Origin of the sequence: Pseudomonas sp. RIT-To-2 (assembly GCF_029623465.1) — a bacterium.
Classification (GTDB): domain Bacteria; phylum Pseudomonadota; class Gammaproteobacteria; order Pseudomonadales; family Pseudomonadaceae; genus Aquipseudomonas; species Aquipseudomonas silvicola.
Genome location: NZ_JAPYKM010000023.1, coordinates 82,965 through 101,228, shown reverse-complemented (window position 1 = coordinate 101,228; position 18,264 = coordinate 82,965). Strand labels below are relative to the sequence as shown.

At 59.8% G+C, this 18,264-nt stretch carries 18 protein-coding genes and 1 pseudogene; 10 read left to right on the top strand and 9 right to left on the bottom strand.

Annotation, left to right across the window (positions count from 1 at the left end):
- Positions 1–155: 155 nt before the first annotated feature.
- Positions 156–368 (bottom strand): hypothetical protein, encoded by a 213-nt coding sequence (locus tag QBK88_RS20065; protein ID WP_277963405.1) that lies wholly within the window; start codon positions 366–368, stop codon positions 156–158.
- Positions 369–596: 228 nt separating this feature from the next.
- Between QBK88_RS20065 and QBK88_RS20060 the strand changes: the two are divergent.
- Both QBK88_RS20060 and QBK88_RS20055 read left to right on the top strand, forming a co-directional pair.
- Positions 597–838, top strand: a pseudogene (locus QBK88_RS20060) (CopG family transcriptional regulator).
- Positions 828–1,529: a DUF3841 domain-containing protein gene (locus QBK88_RS20055; RefSeq protein WP_277963404.1), complete on the top strand. Its 702-nt coding sequence runs from the start codon at positions 828–830 to the stop codon at positions 1,527–1,529. Before QBK88_RS20060 ends, QBK88_RS20055 begins: the two are co-directional and overlap by 11 nt.
- 155 nt (positions 1,530–1,684) lie before the next feature.
- Here QBK88_RS20055 and QBK88_RS20050 read toward each other — a convergent pair whose 3' ends face one another.
- On the bottom strand, positions 1,685–1,912 hold the full coding sequence (locus QBK88_RS20050) for a hypothetical protein (protein WP_277963403.1): 228 nt from the start codon (positions 1,910–1,912) through the stop codon (positions 1,685–1,687).
- A gap of 248 nt (positions 1,913–2,160) precedes the next feature.
- Here QBK88_RS20050 and QBK88_RS20045 point away from each other — a divergent pair, with 248 nt between their 5' ends.
- The 3 genes from QBK88_RS20045 to QBK88_RS20035 all read left to right on the top strand — a co-directional run bounded on the left by QBK88_RS20045 (position 2,161) and on the right by QBK88_RS20035 (position 6,187).
- On the top strand, positions 2,161–2,676 hold the full coding sequence (locus tag QBK88_RS20045) for a sigma-70 family RNA polymerase sigma factor (protein ID WP_277963402.1): 516 nt from the start codon (positions 2,161–2,163) through the stop codon (positions 2,674–2,676).
- Positions 2,663–3,652 carry a FecR domain-containing protein gene (locus QBK88_RS20040; protein WP_277963401.1) on the top strand — a complete coding sequence of 330 codons (990 nt, stop codon included), beginning with the start codon at positions 2,663–2,665 and terminating at the stop codon, positions 3,650–3,652. Before QBK88_RS20045 ends, QBK88_RS20040 begins: the two co-directional genes overlap by 14 nt.
- Positions 3,653–3,775: 123 nt before the next feature.
- Positions 3,776–6,187, top strand: coding sequence for a TonB-dependent siderophore receptor (locus QBK88_RS20035; RefSeq protein ID WP_277963400.1), 2,412 nt, complete (start codon positions 3,776–3,778; stop codon positions 6,185–6,187).
- 328 nt (positions 6,188–6,515) lie between these two features.
- Here QBK88_RS20035 and QBK88_RS20030 read toward each other — a convergent pair whose 3' ends face one another.
- Positions 6,516–7,232 (bottom strand): SDR family oxidoreductase, encoded by a 717-nt coding sequence (locus QBK88_RS20030; RefSeq protein WP_277963399.1) that lies wholly within the window; start codon positions 7,230–7,232, stop codon positions 6,516–6,518.
- Positions 7,233–7,269: 37 nt separating this feature from the next.
- The gene (locus QBK88_RS20025; protein WP_277963398.1) at positions 7,270–8,448 is read right to left on the bottom strand and encodes an MFS transporter; all 1,179 of its coding nucleotides are present in this window, start codon (positions 8,446–8,448) and stop codon (positions 7,270–7,272) included.
- 101 nt (positions 8,449–8,549) lie between these two features.
- Here QBK88_RS20025 and QBK88_RS20020 point away from each other — a divergent pair, with 101 nt between their 5' ends.
- The 4 genes from QBK88_RS20020 to QBK88_RS20005 all read left to right on the top strand — a co-directional run bounded on the left by QBK88_RS20020 (position 8,550) and on the right by QBK88_RS20005 (position 11,268).
- Entirely contained in the window at positions 8,550–9,434 is an 885-nt protein-coding gene (locus QBK88_RS20020) for a LysR family transcriptional regulator (RefSeq protein WP_277963397.1), read from the top strand.
- Positions 9,435–9,515: 81 nt separating this feature from the next.
- Complete coding sequence (gene folE, locus QBK88_RS20015; protein ID WP_277963396.1) at positions 9,516–10,073, top strand: GTP cyclohydrolase I FolE; 558 nt, start codon at positions 9,516–9,518, stop codon at positions 10,071–10,073.
- Positions 10,074–10,077: 4 nt separating this feature from the next.
- On the top strand, positions 10,078–10,455 hold the full coding sequence (locus QBK88_RS20010; protein ID WP_277963395.1) for a FolB domain-containing protein: 378 nt from the start codon (positions 10,078–10,080) through the stop codon (positions 10,453–10,455).
- Between the two features lie 66 nt (positions 10,456–10,521).
- Positions 10,522–11,268 (top strand): FadR/GntR family transcriptional regulator, encoded by a 747-nt coding sequence (locus QBK88_RS20005; protein ID WP_277963394.1) that lies wholly within the window; start codon positions 10,522–10,524, stop codon positions 11,266–11,268.
- Between the two features lie 117 nt (positions 11,269–11,385).
- Here QBK88_RS20005 and QBK88_RS20000 read toward each other — a convergent pair whose 3' ends face one another.
- The 3 genes from QBK88_RS20000 to QBK88_RS19990 form a co-directional block, all read right to left on the bottom strand.
- On the bottom strand, positions 11,386–12,711 hold the full coding sequence (locus QBK88_RS20000) for an amidohydrolase family protein (protein WP_277963393.1): 1,326 nt from the start codon (positions 12,709–12,711) through the stop codon (positions 11,386–11,388).
- A 136-nt stretch (positions 12,712–12,847) separates the two neighbouring features.
- Positions 12,848–13,633, bottom strand: coding sequence for an alpha/beta fold hydrolase (locus tag QBK88_RS19995; protein ID WP_277963392.1), 786 nt, complete (start codon positions 13,631–13,633; stop codon positions 12,848–12,850).
- Positions 13,630–14,511 (bottom strand): fumarylacetoacetate hydrolase family protein, encoded by an 882-nt coding sequence (locus tag QBK88_RS19990; RefSeq protein ID WP_277963391.1) that lies wholly within the window; start codon positions 14,509–14,511, stop codon positions 13,630–13,632. The genes QBK88_RS19995 and QBK88_RS19990 overlap by 4 nt, the downstream gene beginning before the upstream one ends.
- A 164-nt stretch (positions 14,512–14,675) precedes the next feature.
- Between QBK88_RS19990 and QBK88_RS19985 the strand changes: the two genes are divergently transcribed.
- Complete coding sequence (locus QBK88_RS19985; protein ID WP_277963408.1) at positions 14,676–15,377, top strand: FCD domain-containing protein; 702 nt, start codon at positions 14,676–14,678, stop codon at positions 15,375–15,377.
- 84 nt (positions 15,378–15,461) lie between these two features.
- Here QBK88_RS19985 and guaB read toward each other — a convergent pair whose 3' ends face one another.
- Both guaB and QBK88_RS19975 read right to left on the bottom strand, forming a co-directional pair.
- The gene (guaB, locus tag QBK88_RS19980; RefSeq protein WP_277963390.1) at positions 15,462–16,919 is read right to left on the bottom strand and encodes an IMP dehydrogenase; all 1,458 of its coding nucleotides are present in this window, start codon (positions 16,917–16,919) and stop codon (positions 15,462–15,464) included.
- Positions 16,920–16,961: 42 nt separating this feature from the next.
- The gene (locus QBK88_RS19975) at positions 16,962–18,257 is read right to left on the bottom strand and encodes a hypothetical protein (RefSeq protein WP_277963389.1); all 1,296 of its coding nucleotides are present in this window, start codon (positions 18,255–18,257) and stop codon (positions 16,962–16,964) included.
- Positions 18,258–18,264: the final 7 nt, after the last annotated feature.

The window sequence follows — 18,264 nt, the reverse complement described above, 5'->3', positions numbered from 1 at the left end:
GGAGTGACGCTACATCTGCGCCCTACCCCTGTGGGACCGGGCGTTAGCTCGGGAATCAGACGCCGCGGTGCATCAGGTAGTGATGCGGTGTGCCGAGGTATAGCGCCTTGGGCATGTGAGTTGAAACAGGCTACCGCCCTGCCCCACTGACTTGGCTAGTCCACACGCAACGCTTCTGCGATCAGCTCGTCCACTGCGGTAGCACAGCGAACGCGGAAATGGCCCGGGAGCGTGCAGAGCTGAGGGCTGCCCAATATCCGCAGCTTCGCGCCCTCAGCCATGGCCTCAAGGTCGATGCCTTGCGCCTCAAGCTGCTGGATGATTGCAAACATTGCCAGCCTTTGTTGTTCTGACGTTGCCATCTGCATGACTGACCTTCCTCAGCTCGCAAGATGTGGAGCTTGTTGAGGTTAGGCATGCTGAGGTCGATGCTGGTTCAGAATTATTCAGGGATGTCTCATTTGCCACCGTACCAGCTATCACACTTGCGGCTTCTATCGTCGAGCAGTTTCAGATGCGCCCGGCGATAGTCTTCCGAATCCCGACGGGGTTTGATGGTGTAACATGCGCACTCGCCGCCCGACGCCGACGTTGTCATTACCGGGACATCGCTAAACCTCTCGGAAGCGCTTTCCAGCTCTCTCGCTGACCTCGCCAGGCTCGATCGCCAGAGCGCTACCTATTTGGCTATGGATTTCCTTTGTGATGACATCGAACACGAAAAACGCCGACCGCGCAGATCGAGCAGGCGGTCAGGGAAGCCGACGAAGGCAACTTCGCGAGTAATGTGCAAGTTGCGGCAATGCGTGGCCGCCGCTGGAGTTTGAATGCCGGTTGATTTTCCGCTTCATCACGCTATCGCTCCCCCCAATGAGTCGCTTGAATTGCCGAGTAAAGCTTTTATTCAGAAATGGCAGACCAACCTCGCCATCGAGGGCCGCATCGAATGCTGGACCATCCTGGAACGTGCTACATGGCAACTTCTCGAGGCCCATGGCACTTTAACCTGCCCGGTGGCCAAGGCCGACGATGATCCAATATTCCAGCAAGCCTACGATTGGATGAAAACCTCCATGGTCAGCGCAGATATTCATCCACCGGCACCTGGTCTGTCGCCCTGGTGGTGCTGGATCCGGCGGCAGTCTGACTGCGCGAAACCCTACATTGAGGACCTCTCTGGGCTGGACGATCCTGTGGTACTACAGCTGTCCGTTCCCAATGTGGAGATCGTCGCGTCCTGTTTCGACCTTTGGCATTACGTACTCAATCGCTGGTACATCTATGCATCGGAGTCGGACGAACTCGAATTTGACCAAGAGCGGGCTATCTGTGAGGAAAGCTCTCAATCCGCGAACCTGCTCGATGCACGGATGCGAGCATCATGGTGTGCTGTCTTCGATCTTGGTCAGACAAGCGTTGACATGGGGCCATTTGAGAAAAAAAGCATTCAGGGATGTTTTTGGGTTCTGAGGGAGGAGGATGTTACCGCCGTATTGGAGCCCGCGGCCCTCAGTAGCTATGATCATTGAGCGAAACTCGAGCCATGATGCCGCTGATCGTCTATAAGGCGATGAAATGCTGGACATTCCTGCGCATAACCTGATCAAGCCGAGCAAAACGACGGTCTGATTTGGGCTTCAGTCGCAGACACTTCAGGAAGCTACCAAATCCGGATCTTCACCACTCAAGAAAACCAATCAAGAACCCTACCAACTTTCTTTACCGCTTCGAAACCCGAGTGGTTACAGAAAATAGCTGCAGATGAAAATACACATCCAGGCAAGAAAAAAATCAATCCAGCAGCCACAGACCCATCCCAAAAAAAGAACAACAAACCCGCAATAACAAAACCGCCTCCACCCCACACCGCGCATCGACGATCCGTAGCTTGATCGGGATATTTTCCAAACATAAACCTTCCTCGCTCTATGGATTAGCCGCCCCCTGAGCGCTTTTCAAATGCCCCCAGGAACCCACCTCATCCAGGTAACCGATTCTAACTCGTTCAATTTTGTAGCACGTCTCTCGGCATTGTTCGCGTAACGAGGCTGTACCACGGCCCCCACAGCCAGGACATCGCCATAAGAGCCCAATTGCCCGAGCCGTAACCCTTAGGTATAATGCGATTCATTATCAATTATGTTTTTTGGCGGAATGCCGATGCACAGCGACGATACGCTAGGTACGCCGGATCTGGGGCAGCTCTATCGCACCCACCACTCGTGGTTACACGGCTGGCTGAGCCGACGTGTTGGATGTCGCGAAAATGCGGCAGATCTGGCGCAAGACACATTCGTTCGCCTGCTCAAATCCCGTCAATCAAACCCCTTGCGCGAGCCCCGTGCCTATCTGAGCAGCATCGCCCGTGGGCTGATGATCGATCAGTATCGTCGTAGCGAACTCGAACGTGCCTACCTGGAGAGCGTCAAGTTACTGCCCGAGCAAGAGGTACCTTCGGCAGAAAGTCGGCTGCTGATTCTTGATGCGCTCGAGAGGATTGACCGCATGCTGGATCAGCTTAAACCGAGAGTTCGCCAGGCATTTCTGTTTGCCCAGCTCGAAGGTTTGACCTGTGCACAGATAGCGGAAATCCTGGGCGTTTCCCGCGCGACGGTGGAACGCGACTTAGCCAAGGCTCTTCAACACTGCTATCGCTTGCGTTATGTCGATGCGTAACCAAGGGGCGCTGGAGCCGGCCGTCGTCGACAAGGCGATCCACTGGCTAGTGTGCCTTCGATTCAATCACGCAGATGAACAGACCCGGCGCACGTTCGAGCAGTGGCTGCAACAGCGACCGGAGCATTTGTTGGCGTGGCAGCGTGTGGAAGCGCTCGGGGATGAATTCACTGGCATCCCGGTTCAACTTGCTCGGCATACCCTCGATAGCGCCGACCGTGGAATACGCCGACGGGATAGCCTGAAGCTGCTGAGCATATTGGCCACTGCCAGCGCGACGGCCTGGCTCGGCCGAGAGTACACCCCCCTGCCGGCCATGCTTGCACAGCAACACAGTGCAACCGGCGAGCAACGAAGCTTCGAGCTGGATGATGGCAGCTTGATCCAGCTCAACAGCAACAGCGCTGTCGACAGCGTTTTCGACACACGCAAACGCCTGATCATTTTGCGGCGTGGTGAATTCATCGTGAACGTCGGCGCCGATGAGCGCTCGGCGCAGACTCGACCGTTCTGGGTGCAGACACGCGACGGAGTCATGCGGGCCCAGAGTTCCCGCCTCCTGGCGCGCGAGCGTGACGACGGCACCCTGCTCGCGGTGCAGGGAGGGGCTGTCACGGTCTTCCCTGGATCAAGCCAGCCCGTTGCCGACAACGGTGGCAACAGCGTCCTCACCCGAACCCGATTGCTGTTTGCATCAGGCGGCGTCCGCGAGCTCAGGGATAACGGCCTTGATGTATGGAGCTGGAGTTCCGGGGTGATCAGCGCGCGCAACATGCTGCTCAGAGATTTTATCGGGGAGTTGTCGCGCTATCGCCCCGGCGTACTGCGTTGCAGCGACGCGGTTGCGGACCGCCGCGTGTCCGGCACCTTTCAGCTTGCCAACCTCGACCAGGTCCTGGCACTGGTCGCGCAGTCACTGCGTTTGCGAGTCGATTATCGAACCCGGTACTGGGTGACATTGACAGCCGCCAGCTGAACTCGCTCGCTTTTTGCAGGTAGCGAAAAAATAATGAGGTGTTTTCTCATTCTTGTTCGACCTGTAAGGAAGGCCGGAATACAGGCCAGTCTGCCGATACCTTCCACGGAGCGAGAGCGAGAAATGAGTGTGTACCCGGTTCCACAGCGCCATCGATTGAATCGTGCCTTGAACGGCGCAATCCTGGGTTTGATCGTCAGCAGCTACGCGCTGCCGTCGCAAGCACAACCTTCAAGCGCTGAGCACAGCAACCAGATCCAGCAGTGGAACATCGCCGCCGGCCCACTGGCGCCAGCGCTCGACCGCTTCGCACGGGAGGCTGGCATCAGTCTGTCCTACGATGCTTCCAGCGTCGCCGACCGCACCACCCGCGGCGTGAATGGCGCGTTCGATACATCGACAGCACTGTCATCCCTGCTGGCGGGGAGCGAGTTGCAGATCGAGCAACAAGGCCCGAATGCCTACTTGCTGATTAATCAACCCAAGCCTGCCGGCCCGCTCGAACTGGGCGCAACCTCGGTCGACGATTACCGGTTGGCCCCTGTCATCGTTAATGCCAAGGTCAAGGTCAGTGCCGACGACGACGCCAACTCGGTAGTGGCCCAGGAACTCTGGGTCGGTGGCAAGGTGGCGACCAGTATTCTCAACACCCCAGCATCCGTGTCGGTAGTGACCCGCAAGGAAATGGAGCAACGCAGCGTCAGCACCACGGAGGAGGCACTGCAATACACCCCGGGCGTGGTCAGTGACTATTACGGTACGGACGATCGCAACGACTACTTCCAGATACGCGGCTTTCAGGCCACCACCTACCGTGACGGGCTAACCCTGAGTTCGATGCGCGGTGTGCGCGAAGATCCGTTCGCCTACGAGCGCATCGAAATTCTGCGGGGTGCCAACTCCACACTGTTTGGCCCGGCAGACCCGGGTGGCTCGGTGAACTTCGTCAGCAAGCAGCCGCGCTTCGAAAAGTTCGGAGAGGGCTATGTAACCGCCGGGTCCTATGACCATGCCGAAACCGGCATTGATGTGGGCGACGCGCTGAATGACGATAAAACCGTGGCTGGCCGCTTCACCGCCAAAGTGCAAAACAGTGACCGCGAGTACGACCATTCTCAAGACGACAGCCGGCTGGTGATGGGCGGCCTGACCTGGGCGCCAACAGACTACACCTCGGCCACCGTGATCCTGGATTACCTGAAGACCGACAGCTCGCCCAATAGCGGTGGCTACCCGCTGGACAAGGAATACAACCGCAGCAAGTTCTTTGGTGAGCCCAGCTTCAATTACCACAACGTCGAACGCACCAGCCTCAGCGGCAATGTCACCCATGACTTCGACAATGGTTTCGTGCTGCGCGCCAACCTGCGCTACAGCGAACTGACCGACAACTACGGCTACGTCTACCTGAGCGATTCGGCCTCTCGTGTCGGCACCACGGTCCCCCGCTACCTGCTGGGTACCGACAGCGATGCCGATCAGTTCAACGGCAACCTGATGCTGCAATACGATCACCGGTTCGAGAACATCGACAGCAGCACGCTGGTGGGCGTCGAGTACCTCGACTCGTCGAGCAAGGAAAGCTCCGTCTACGACCTGGTGTCTTCCATCAACATCGCCAATCCGGTGTTCACTGGTGTGCCCGGCACACTGACGCCTTATACCGGGAAGACGGACGATACCAAGACCAAAGCCATCTTCCTCCAGCAGAACGTGTCCTTCTATGATCGGTTCATCGTGACCGCCGGTCTGCGCAACGACAGCATGGATGTGACCAGCAAAGGCTATAACCTGTACTCCAGCCCCGTGCAGTTCGATGACAAGGATAACTTCTCGAAAACCTCCTACCGTGGCGCGCTGACGTACATGGTCAACGATGAAGTCTCCACGTATGTGAGCATGGTCGAATCGGTCTCGCCGCCCCAGGTTGGCGTGACACCACAGACCGGTAAACAGTACGAAGTGGGGGTGAAATACTCGCCCATGGGGATGAACGCGCTGTTCTCGGCAGCCGTTTATGACCTGACCCAGGAAAACGTCGCGATCGCCGTAGTGCTGCCGAGCGGCATCATCGAGCAGCAGACAGTGGGTGAGTCACACATCCGTGGCCTCGACCTGGAAGGCAAGGCCCAGATAACGCAAAACGTTAGCCTGATTGGCGCCTATTCCTACATGGATTCTGAGGTCGTACGAGGCTCGCTTTACGACGGCACCTCTTTGAAAGGCAACGCGTTCACCACGGCGCCGAAGCATTCCGCTTCACTGTGGAGTTACTACGACGTGCCGGGCACAGACGTGAGCGTTGGGCTGGGCGCGCGCTATGTGGGGGCCTATTACCTGAACGCCGCCAACACCGGCAAAAGCGATGGCGCCACCTTGTTCGACGCTGCCTTCAAATACAAGATCACCAAGGGCACCGACCTTGCCGTGAATGTCAGCAACCTGCTGAATGAGCAACACGTGGTCGGTACCGGCACGGCGAACTATTACAACCCGGCCCGCGAGGTTACCGCCAAGTTGAGTTACCACTGGTAAGCGGTGGGTTGAGCGTTTTGTCCACATGCCGGTCGACACCGATGACATCGAAGATGCCATGGCCATGCGAAATGACAGACACCGACAGGACACGCTACTTCGAAACGACGACTCTGTTACCACTGCTGGGTACTGTCGCCGCTCTGATGGGAGACCAGGAAACTCTCGATCGACTGGTCACTGAGGTTGCTCGCAAAATCATAGGGGGGACTATGCAAAGGTGGTCCCCCCAAACAGCGCTGCAAACGCTGACCGGCTCGGAGTCCTGTGTGAACAGCGTCGGCGTATCGCGTGATATCGCCGGCTTTCGGGAAGACTCGGAAAGTCCTCAGGCAACTCGCCCACCGCCGTCTACATGCAACACCGTGGCACTGATAAACCCATTCCCCATGACCGCCAACGCGGCATCAGCCAGATCGGCTGCCTGCCCTACCCGTCCAACCGGCAGACTGGCTGCCACACTGTCCAACAGCCCCTTGCGGTCGGCATCGCTGAGGAAATCCCAGGTGGGGGTATCCACTACACCTGGCGACACTACATTGACCCGCACCGGTTTCAGCTCCAGCGCCAATGTCATCGCAAAGCCTTCCAGGCCGGCATTCAACGAGGCCACGACTGAAGCACCCGGTGCAGGCCGATACGCGGCGAGGCCCGAGAAGAAGGTAATCGAGCCATTCTTGGCGATGTGCGGCGCCGCGTATTTGGAGGCGTAGAAAGGTCCCCAGAACTTCGATACCAGCATGGACTGCACCTGCTCGGTCGTCAGTTCTACGGCCGGGGCAAAGGTCAGTTGTGCGGCCGTGCTGACCAGGTGATCGAAGGCGCCGATGCGGTCGAAGGCGGCCTTTACCGCCTGCTCTTCCCCCAGGTCAAAGGTCGATACACTGACTGCAGCTCCCAGCCGATCAGCCGCTGCCTGCAATTTGGCGGTGTTGCGGCCGCAGATGACTGCCTGGCCGCCCAGCGCCACAATCTTTTCTGCCAAGGATAGGCCCATGCCCGAGCCGCCACCGAGAATGACTACTTTCTTGCCGTGATAAGACATGTAAATCTCCTTCGAGGATTAATGGGTAGGTAGATAATCAGGCGTTTTCGAGCACCTGAATGCGTTGCGCGTTGAGGCGCTGAACCAGCAGCAGGCACAGTGCAGCAACGCAGATGGCCACGGCGAAACCGCCCAGGGCGCTCACCCCGACGTGATCAATCACCCAGCCACCACCCAGCGAGCCGAGCACGATGCCCAGGTTGAAACCGGCGATATTCAGGCCCGAGGCGATGTCACCGCTGTCCGGCGCAACGCGCTGGGCGACTTCGATGATGCGCGACTGGAAAACCGAGACCGCCGAGAAGGCAACAATGCCCAGGGCACCGACAATGACCGTCATGGCCACCGCGGAGTGGGCCAGCCCACTCATGGCCAGCAAGGTGACGATCAGTATCAGCACCACGCATAGCGAGGCGGCAATGGAACCGATTCGATCACGCAGCCATCCGCCGCTGAGATTGCCGACAATCGCGGCACCGCCGAACACCAGCAACGCGACGCTGACACTGCTCTCGGACATGCCGGTGACCTGGGTCAGGAACGCAGCGATATAGGTGTAAACGGTGAACACTGCCGAGTAGGTCAACACGGTCACCAGGACCACGGCGAGCAATGCACGGTTGGTTACCACCTTGGCCCACAGTGCCAGCGAGACACCCCGACCACTGGGTTTGTCGTAGGGCACAGTGCGGGCCAGCAATGCGACACCGATGAAGGCGGCCACCGCGACGGCCAGCAGTACCAGGCGCCAGCCTACCCGGGTACCCAGGTAGGCGCCCAATGGCACCCCGGCGACCAGGGCGACGGTCAAACCGCTGAACACCATCGCGACGGCGCTGCCTGACTTGCGGCTATCCACCAGTTGCGCCGCCGTGCTGGCGGCGACCGCGAGAAACACCCCGTGGGTCATGCCGGCGACCAATCGCGCAGCGCTGACAATGTGCAGGCTGGGCGCCAGGTACATGGCCACATGGGCCGCAGCGAAGACCAGCAACGTCCCGGTCAGCAAGCGCTTGCGCGACAGGCCGGCGCTCAAGGCCGTCAGGAGCGCCCCGCCGATGGTGACTCCCAGGGCATACAACGTGACGGTCCGGCCGACCTGGGCGGCTGAGGCGGCGAAATCGCCACCCATCACCGGCGCCAGGCCGATGACCACAAATTCGCTGAGGCCGAGCGCGAACGCACAAAGAGCACAGGCATAAATAACGAAAGGCATAGGATCCTCCTGGCCAAACGAGCTGTCTGACGTGATGGGAGTTAGCGTATGCTTATCAAATTGGTAGTAGTAGATCGAAAAAAGAGAAGCAGCTTTACACCATGGCAAAGCTCACATTGCTTGACGGCATCCCTGAATTCGTTGCAACCGCCGAAAGCGGCAGCTTCAGTGCGGCGGCCAAATTACTGGCTACATCAGTGGCCCATGTCAGTCGCAAAGTGGGCACGCTGGAACGCCGCCTCGAACAACTGTTGCTGCAGCGTACCGCCCGCGGTTGCGTGCTCAACGAGGCCGGCCAACAGTTCTACAAGCAGTGCCGTACCTTGCTCGACGGTATGGAGGAAGCCCATGACGAGGCCCGTCTGGGCCGCGCCGAGATCAAGGGCAACATCAAGATCAGCCTTGCCGGGCATTTTGCCGAAACCACGGTGCTGCCTCTGCTGGCTGACTTCACCGATCGGCATCCGAATATCCAGTTGTTCGTCAACGTCATTGCACGCAACGTGGACCTGGTCGGTGAGGGAGTGGATCTCAGCATCCGCCTGGGGCCCCTCGCCGATTCAACCCTTATCGCCCGGCATTTGATCACCTTTCCCGGACGCACGTTGATTGCCCCTGAACTGAAAGCACAGGCGAGTGCACTGGTCTCGCCGCTCGACCTGGACCCAAGCCTGTGCCTGCCCTTGGTGGGCCGCCCCTGGCACTTCAAGCGGCGCGATGCCGCCCATGTACTACAGCCCCGTGGCCGGCTGGGCAGTGACAACGGCCTGGCGTTGGTCGCCGCTGCCTGCCGCGGGCTGGGTGCGATTCAAGTGCCCAGCTACTACGGTGTAGAAGAGATTCGCCGTGGCGAACTGGTGCCGTTGTTCGAAGACTGGCACTCGGGTGAGGCCTTCGAGTTTTTCCTGGTCTTTCCGCCCACGCGTTACATCCCCGAGCGCGTGCGGGCACTGGCGGCGTTTCTGCAGGAGCGTCTGAGCCATTAGTCAGTGGAGAAGCAGTCTCATTGCCGACCTATAGATGGGATGTTAGGATCTATAAATCCCGTTATTTCCAGGTAGACTGTCGTGACTGAATCCCTGCAGCAGCATTTTCGAGGTGTGTTGGAATCCTTGAACGAAGATCCCGACCGTGAAGGGCTGCTCGACACCCCCAAGCGCGCAGCCAAGGCGATGCGCTATTTGTGCCGCGGTTATGAGCAAAACCTGGACACGCTGGTCAACGGCGTACTGTTCAGCGCCACCAGTGACGAAATGATCATCGTGCGCGATATCGAATTGTATTCGCTGTGCGAACACCACCTGCTGCCGTTCATTGGCAAGGCCCACGTGGCCTATATCCCCACCGGCAAGGTGCTGGGGCTGTCCAAAGTGGCGCGCATCGTCGACATGTATGCCCGCCGTCTGCAGATTCAGGAGAACCTGACCCAGCAAGTCGCCGAGGCGATCCGTGAGGTAACCGGCGCCGCCGGTGTCGGCGTGGTGATCGAGGCCCAGCACATGTGCATGATGATGCGGGGGGTGGAGAAACAGAATTCGCAGATGATGACGTCGGTGATGCTGGGCTCGTTCCGCTCCTCCAGCACCATCCGGCAAGAGTTTCTGCAACTGATCCGGCGGAGCTGAGGGCATGAAACCTTTTGCTTCCGGGTTGGCCAGGTTAGAAGTCAACAACCTCAGCATGCGCAGTTACATCGGCGTGCTGGAGGATGAAATGCGCTACAAGCAAGACCTGCGCATCACCTTGGTGCTGATGTATGACGCCAACGAAGTCATGGCCAACAACGATGTCGATGCGGCCGTGGACTACCAGCAGGTGGTGGAAGCGTTGATGCCCCACGTGGAAAACCAACGCTTCGCCCTGCTTGAACGCCTGGCGCAGGAGTTGTTGAACAAGGTCATGGAATTCGACGCCGTTCGCTACGCGAAGATCAGGGTAGAGCGCCTGCTGGCACTGCGCTTTACCGACTCGGTGGCCGTGACGCTGACAGGGCGCAGATCACAGTGAGGGTCTTGCGTATAATGGCAGACATAGGATCTGCGGATCTATCGCACATCGGGACCAAGAGGCACAATGGAAAATCCAAGCACCCCTGTCCAGCGTCGTTCGCTGGTTGAGTCAACCATCGACGCCATTCGCGGCCTGATCGATAAGCGCGTGTGGAAAGTCGGGGAGTGTATCCCCAAGGAAGCGGAGCTCGTCGAGCAGTTCCAGGTGGGCCGCAATACCATTCGTGAAGCCATTCGCGTGCTGTCGCACTCTGGCATGCTGGAGGTGCGTCAGGGTGACGGCACCTACGTGCGTCGTGAACTGGACCCGGCGGAGACGGTCAACAAACTCAACCGTTCCGGCCTGCGTGACCATATCGAACTGCAATGCCTTCTGGAGTCCGAAGCCGCCCGCTTTGCGGCCCGGCGCCGTACGCCCCAGGACATCGCGCGCCTGAAAAAGGCCCTGGACGGGCGTGGCGAGTACTCCCAGGACGGCGATCTGGATAATTTTCTGGAGCGCGATCGCAGCTTCCATGTCGCCATCGCCACGGCCTCCAACAACAGCGCGCTGCAGGCGCTGTACGCCTACTTCAACGCGTCCATCCACACCCACACCAAAAGCATCTTCGCCGACGTCGAACTGCCCGAGCCGAGCCTGGCCGACCACATCGCCATCGTCGACGCCATCGTGGCGGGTGATGAAGAGGCCGCGGCCTCTGCGGCTCGCAATATGCTGGCCCCCCTGCTCGAGAAGCTCGACCAACTGCTGGGCGCCAAGCGCGGCAACGCCAAGTGGATGAACCGGATCGGCGCGACGTTCTGGAAGTAACGTCTCAGGGCTGGCCTGCGGCTATCAAGGCCATCTCGCGGATGCTCGCGATGCAGGTCACAGTGAGTTGGGGGGGGAACAGGGCGCCACTCAGCGCCCTTTGTTCAGACTAAAGCGCTAGTGATGCACAGCCCGGGCGACCTTGTGGTGGCCAGGCATGCGATGAATGACCGCACGCGGCGGCTGCACAGGCAGGGAGCTCTTGTGAATCACGCCGTCCTTCATCACCAGGGCAATCTTGTCCGGGTCCTGCAGCACGCGGATGTCGGCCAGCGGATTGCCGGTCACCAGCATCACGTCGGCCAGGTAGCCTTCCTTGATCTGCCCCAGGCTGTCGCCCTGCATCATGATCTGGCCGCCATAACGAGTGGCTGCGATCAGGGCTTCCATGTTGGTCATGCCCAGGTAGGTGGTGAAATACTCCAGGTCCATGGCGTTGGTGCCATGGGGCATCCAGGCGAAACCATAGTCACCGCCCGGCAGCACGCGGATGCCACGCTTGTGCATTTTCTGCAGGGTTTCGCAGGCCGCTTCCAGCTCGCGCTTGTAGCCCATCTTCTCGGCAATCTGCGGCGTGATGCCATACTCGGAGGCGTTGTAGGTGGTGCGAATCAGCCAGGCCAGGCCGGGCGCCACAAAGTGCTTCTCCTTGTTGGCCTCCAGCATGTCCAGCGCCTCTTCGTCGGCGAAGCTTGCGTGGTAGATCATCTCGATACCGTAGCGCACACACTGCTTCACTGACTCGGCCGAACGGGCATGGGCCGCCACGCGCTTGCCGAAGCGCTTGGCCTCGGACACCAGCATGGCGATCTCCTCTTCCGAAAACGGCGAGGCTTCGGCCGAGATACCGGCGATGTACTCGCCGGACAGATTGATCTTCAGGTGGTCCACGCCGTATTTGATGAAGGTGCGGGTGGTTTTACGGATTTCTTCCGGGCCACAGCACAGGGCGCCAAAGTTGAGTTCGGGGAATGGCAGGTGGGGCAAGGTATTGTCGCCCAATGCACCAAGGGTGCTGACTTCCTGGCTGCCCGCCAGGTAGCGCGGCCCCGGGAACTGGCCGGCGTTGATTGCATTGCGCAAGACGACGTCAAGGCGGGCTTTGGCAGCGGCGGCGCCGATGCAAGAGGTCCAGCCCATGTCCAGGTAGCGCTTGGCAACGCCCACACACCAGAGGATGTGCTCTTCAGGCGGCATCATTTGAATGGCCGACAGGGTCGGCTGATCGTTCCAGGAGAAATGCGTATGCGCTTCAGTCATGCCGGGCATCATGAACGCGCCCTTGCCATCGACAGTTTGCGCATCCAGGTCATGCAGTTTGGCGGTGCCACGCAGGATTCGGGTGATACGATTATTCTCGACCAGCACGCTGCCCTTGAAGGGCTTGTCGCCGCCGCCATCGAAAATAGTAACGTTGGTGAATGCAATCTTATTATTAGGCATCTGTATTCTCCGCAGACTGTCCGAGTCGCACAGGCTTGGTGCTGGGCACAGGCTTGGTGCTTGGTTTGGTTGAAAAACACTCCAGTGATAAGAAAGTGGCTGACAGGGATCGGCAGAAACCTGCCAGCCACACAGGTCATTTCAAACTGCTGTAAAACGCTTTCAATTCACGCACGCACGCATGCGGCTTCTCGTAAGTCGTCCAGTGGCCGCAGGTGGTGAACACATTGACCCGGGCATCAGCAAGGCGAGCTGCGAAAGCGCTGACACTGGCCGACGGCGCCACGCCGTCCTGATCACCCGTCACCAGCAGCACGGGCGTCTTGATTCGCTCCACTTGCGCCGACTGTGCCTTGGCCAGGGCCGCGCAGCTCTGCCCGTAGCCCTCGCTGGTCTGACGCATGATCGATTCACGAACCAGCGCCACCACCGCAGGCTGTTCGTCGCGGGTCTGTTGGGCAATCGCGCCCCCGACAATGGCGTCAGCAATCTCCTGCAGTGCCAGCAGCCCGCCCTCGCTCGCCATCTTGGCGCGCGCTTCGATCCCTGCGCGGCCTGCGTCCGGCGGCGCCAGCAATGGCCCGAACAGCGCCAGGCTGGTCACACGCTCAGGGTGCTTGGCCGCGAAGTGAGCGGCCACGATGGTGCCCATGGAATGCGCCACCATGTGCACTTTGTCGACACCCAGGGCTTCAAGCACCTGTTCTGCAGTTGAAACGTATAGTTCAATGGACAGCGGTGTGTTACCTAGCGCCGAACGGCCACTGCCAGGCAGGTCGAAGCGAATCACCTGAAAGCCATCGAAAGCCGGCAATACCGGCGTCCAGACGTTGGACGAGCCGCCCAGCCCATGGATGCAGAGCAGCGGCGCGCCCTGCCCCGACACCTCCACGGCGATGCCGTTGAGAATCTGCGTAGTCACTCGGCCACCTCGTTTTCCAGCGCGCCAATGCCGGCGACTTCAATACGCACCACGTCGCCACTTTGCAGGAAGCGCGGCGGCGTGAAGCCGATACCCACGCCCACTGGCGTGCCGGTGACGATCACGTCGCCTGCCTTGAGTTCGATGCCGGCGGAGATGGTTTCGATCAGGGTCGGGATATCGAAAATCAGCTGGCCAATGTTGGAGTTCTGACGCAGCTCGCCGTTGACCCAGCATTGGATGGTGGCGTCTTCGACATTCACTTCATCAGCGGTGGCGATCCACGGGCCCATGGGGCAGAAACCGTCCAGGGATTTGCCGAGGAACCATTGGCGGTGGTTTTTCTGCAGGTCGCGGGCGGTCATGTCGTTGACGATGGTGTAGCCGAACACATGGCCGTAGGCGTCAGCCTTGGAAATGCGGCGGCCACCCTTGCCGATGATCACCGCGAATTCAGCCTCGTAGTCGAGCTGGTCCGTCACGTCGGCATGGCGTGGGATCTTGTCGTTGGTGGCGATTACCGTGTCCGGGGTCTTGGTGAACACCACGGGAAACTCGGGGGCGATTTCGCCGTCTTTGGCGCTGTGGTCAAAGCCCGACTTGCTGAATTCAGCCGCATGTTCGTGATAGTTCTTGCCCACGCAGAACAGGTTGCGCTTGGGCAGGATCGGCGCCTTCAGGGTGACTTCCTCCAGCGTGTAGCCCTCACCTTGGGGGACCAGGTCGGATTTCAGTGTCGCCCATTCAAGAACCAATTGGTTCATGTCGCCCTTGAATCCGGAGATCAGCTGTGATACCGGCCAGAAACGCTCGGTTTCACTGTTCACCAGGACAACAGACTGTTCGCCCGCGGCGTTTTCGATGGTTGCGAATTTCATTATTATTGGTCCTCTTTAGGTCTATCTTTGGTTCATCTGGAACCGAATATAGGACCACTTACGAACCAATGCAACCACTTTTTTGCAACATTAGACCAATTGGTATATCGTTCAGCCTACAAACCCCTTGACCCTACCGAAAAAAGGTTTTCAGCGTGAGTGAGATGGTGGCTCAAAAGTCCGTACGTGCCGATGGCGCGCGCAGCCTGGCCAAATACCTGGTGGAAGAGATTGAGAGCGGCCGACTGGCGGCGGGCCACAAGCTGCCTGCCGAACGCGAGCTGAGCGAATCCTTCCAGGCCTCACGCGGGTCGGTACGTCGGGTACTGTCGAACCTCAAGGAAATGGGCCTGATCACCCAAAGCGTCGGCAGTGGCACCTTCGTCGCCGATAACGTGCAAAGCCTTATCCCGGCTATCGAGACGCCTGCCCCTTCCAAGCTGCAGACCAGCCCGGCAGAGTTGATGGAAGCCCGCCTGCTGATTGAAACCCAGATGCCGTCACTGATCGTGCGCTACGCTACGGCCGCGGATTTCGACCGCATGGACGAATGCATTGTGCGCTCTGAAGCGGCCACCACCATTGAAGAGTTCGAGCAGTGGGATGGCGCGTTGCACCAGGCATTTGCAGAGGCCACGCATAACAGTTTCTTCCTGAAAATTCTTGAGCTCACCACGCAGATCCGCGAGGAAGGCGAATGGGGCCGCCTGAAGAAAAACTCGCTGACCGCGGAGCGTCGCAGCCAATACGAAGCGCAGCACCGCACCATCGTCGATGCCCTGCGCGACCGTGACGAGCGGCTGGCTCGCGAGCTGATCGAGGTGCACCTGTTGCAGGTGCAACGCAATCTCTTCGGCCGCAACTGACCAACGCGTTTACCCTGAGGCCGCCTGCGGCGTCCGAATGGTGTGGGAACCGCGCAGCCACCTCCCGCAATATTGTCAGTATGTTCAACCGCGGTAGTTCGGGGCCTCCTTGGTGATCTGCACGTCATGGACGTGGGACTCGCTCAGGCCCGCCCCGGTGATGCGTACAAACTCCGCCTTTTCATGCAACTGCGCGATGGTGCCGCAACCTGTGTAGCCCATGGCAGAGCGCAAGCCGCCCAACAGCTGATGAACGATCGCCGCCAGTGGCCCCTTGTAAGGCACCCGGCCCTCGATGCCTTCCGGTACCAGTTTGTCGCTGCTCTGGGTGTCCTGGAAATAGCGGTCCTTGGATCCCTGCTGCATGGCACCTAACGAACCCATACCGCGATAGCTCTTGTAGCTGCGCCCCTGGAACAGTTCAGTTTCCCCTGGCGCCTCTTCAGTGCCAGCGAACAACCCACCCAGCATCACCGAGTCGGCCCCTGCAGCCAACGCCTTGGCAATATCACCGGAAAAGCGTATGCCGCCATCGGCGATCAGCGGCACGCCCGTGCCCTGGAGCGCTTCGGCGATGTTGGCCACGGCCGTGATCTGCAACACCCCTACCCCTGTCACCACCCGGGTGGTGCAGATGGAGCCTGGCCCGATGCCCACCTTCACTGCATCAGCCCCTGCACTGATCAGCGCCAATGCCGCCTCGGGCGTAGCGATATTGCCAGCGATCACCTGCACATCCAGATAGCGCTGCTTGATCCACCGCACACGGTCAATCACGCCTCGGGAGTGGCCGTGTGCGGTGTCCACCACAATCACGTCCGCCCCCGCCTTGATCAACGCCTCCACACGCTCATCGGTCTCCGCCCCCACGCCAACGGCCGCGCCGACGATCAGGCGGCCCTGGTCATCCTTGCAGGCAAGGGGGTGCTCGATGGATTTGTTGATGTCCTTGGCGGTGATCAGGCCCACGCGATTTTCCGGCTGGCCCACCACAAGTACGCGCTCCAGGCGGTATTGATGCATCAGTTGCTTGGCGTGGGCGAGGCTGGTGCCGTGCTTGACGCAAATGAGCTTGTCGCGGGGGGTCATCAGCTTCGACACCGGCAGGTCGACTCGCGGCGCAAAGCGCAGGTCGCGGTTGGTGATGATGCCCACCAGCTCGTTGGCCCCATCAAACACCGGGAAGCCGGAAATGCTGTGACGGGCCGCCAGTTCGATCACTTCCTGCACGGTCTGGTCGCTGCGCACGGTCAAGGGGTCACCTACAACGCCCGCTTCGTAACGCTTGACCTTCGCGACCTCGGCCGCCTGGGCGGCAATCGACATATTCTTGTGGATGATGCCAATGCCGCCCTCCTGCGCCAAGGCAATGGCCAGCCGCGATTCGGTCACGGTGTCCATGGCCGCTGCCAGCAGCGGCACATTCAATGCCAACTTACGGGTCAAGCGTGTTTTCAGCACCACGTCCTTGGGCAAGATATCCGAGTACCCTGGTACCAGCAGCACATCATCAAAGGCCAGTGCATCTTGTTTGATTCTCATGAGCGGTTCTCGTGGCGGATCAACGGTAAATAAAATGAGGCTTTACGCTTTAGGCTCATCGAGCCCGTGCACTTCGGGGCGTATCAGCCAGGTCAGCAGCACCAGGGCGGCCATGCACAGGGCGTAGAACACGCCCCAGCTGATATGCGGCAGCAAAGGCGGTATCGCCATCAGCCACAGGGTGGTGAGTAGTCGACTGCTACCGCATAGCACGGCGTAATCAGTGGCAGCCTGCTCACGGGCAGACCATTTGAGGATGAGGGTGTAGATGATCACCGACAGCGCGCTGCTGGTAATCCCCTGTAGCAACGCCCAGGACATCAGACCGTCAGTCGAGCCCTGCCCCAGGCTGAACACCGTGCCGCCCGCCGCGATCGCGCTGAGCAAGACAAGTATCACCAGGGTCCTGAAGGCTGACATCAGGGCGATCAATGGGGCGGCGACCACCGCCGCCACCGTGTTGAGAATCGGTGCCAGGGTGCCGATGCCCCAACCAATCTGCGCCAATGGCACGCCCATTTTCACCAGCAGCGGCCGTTGGAAATACACGAGGGAGAGGGTGACCGTGGTCATCAGCGACAGCAGCAGAATCTGTCGCAGTGCACCGGGACGCCCCAGCGCTACCCGCAGGCTGGGGCGTTGCAGGCTGGTTCGACGCGCACAGTCGACGCGGGTGAGGACCAGCACCGGCAGCAAGGTCAGCACCGGCAGGGTCGCCGTTATCAGGAACGTGGCAGTCCAACCCAACTGGCTGAACTGCCCTACCAGCACCCCGCCACCAATCAACCCGCCAAGGGCCAGCGCCGCAACCTTGAGCCCCGCCGCCACCGCGCGAAATTGCGCGCCTATGATGTCTACCGCCAAGGCATCCAAGGCCAGATCCATCGTCGCCACGGCGAAGCAGATAGCCAGGCCCAGCCCGAACAGGCTCACAGCCCCCAGCCCCTGGGCAAATGCCACGACGGCCAGCAGCACGGAGCTGACGCCCTGTGCTGCGGCGATCCAGCCGACGCGATAGCTCAACCACGGCAAGCGCTTGCTATCCACCAGTGGCGCCCACAGGAAAGTCAGGCCGAACGGAATGTACAACGCGATTACCCAGCCCATGGACGCCAGGTCGACGCCGCGCGTCATCAGAATGGGAGGAATACCGTATTCCAGCATGCCGAAGCAGACCCCGAACGACACGTACAACAAACCAATGGCAAACAGGGTCCAGGCGGAGCGAACGGCGAGCTTCGACTTGAAGGGCTGCGCGGTCAAGGCAATGTCCGTATCGGTCTTGCTCGACCCCAGGCCGAACGAGCGCGCGCTGATGTATTTGCGCCGGTTATCCATGTGTCTT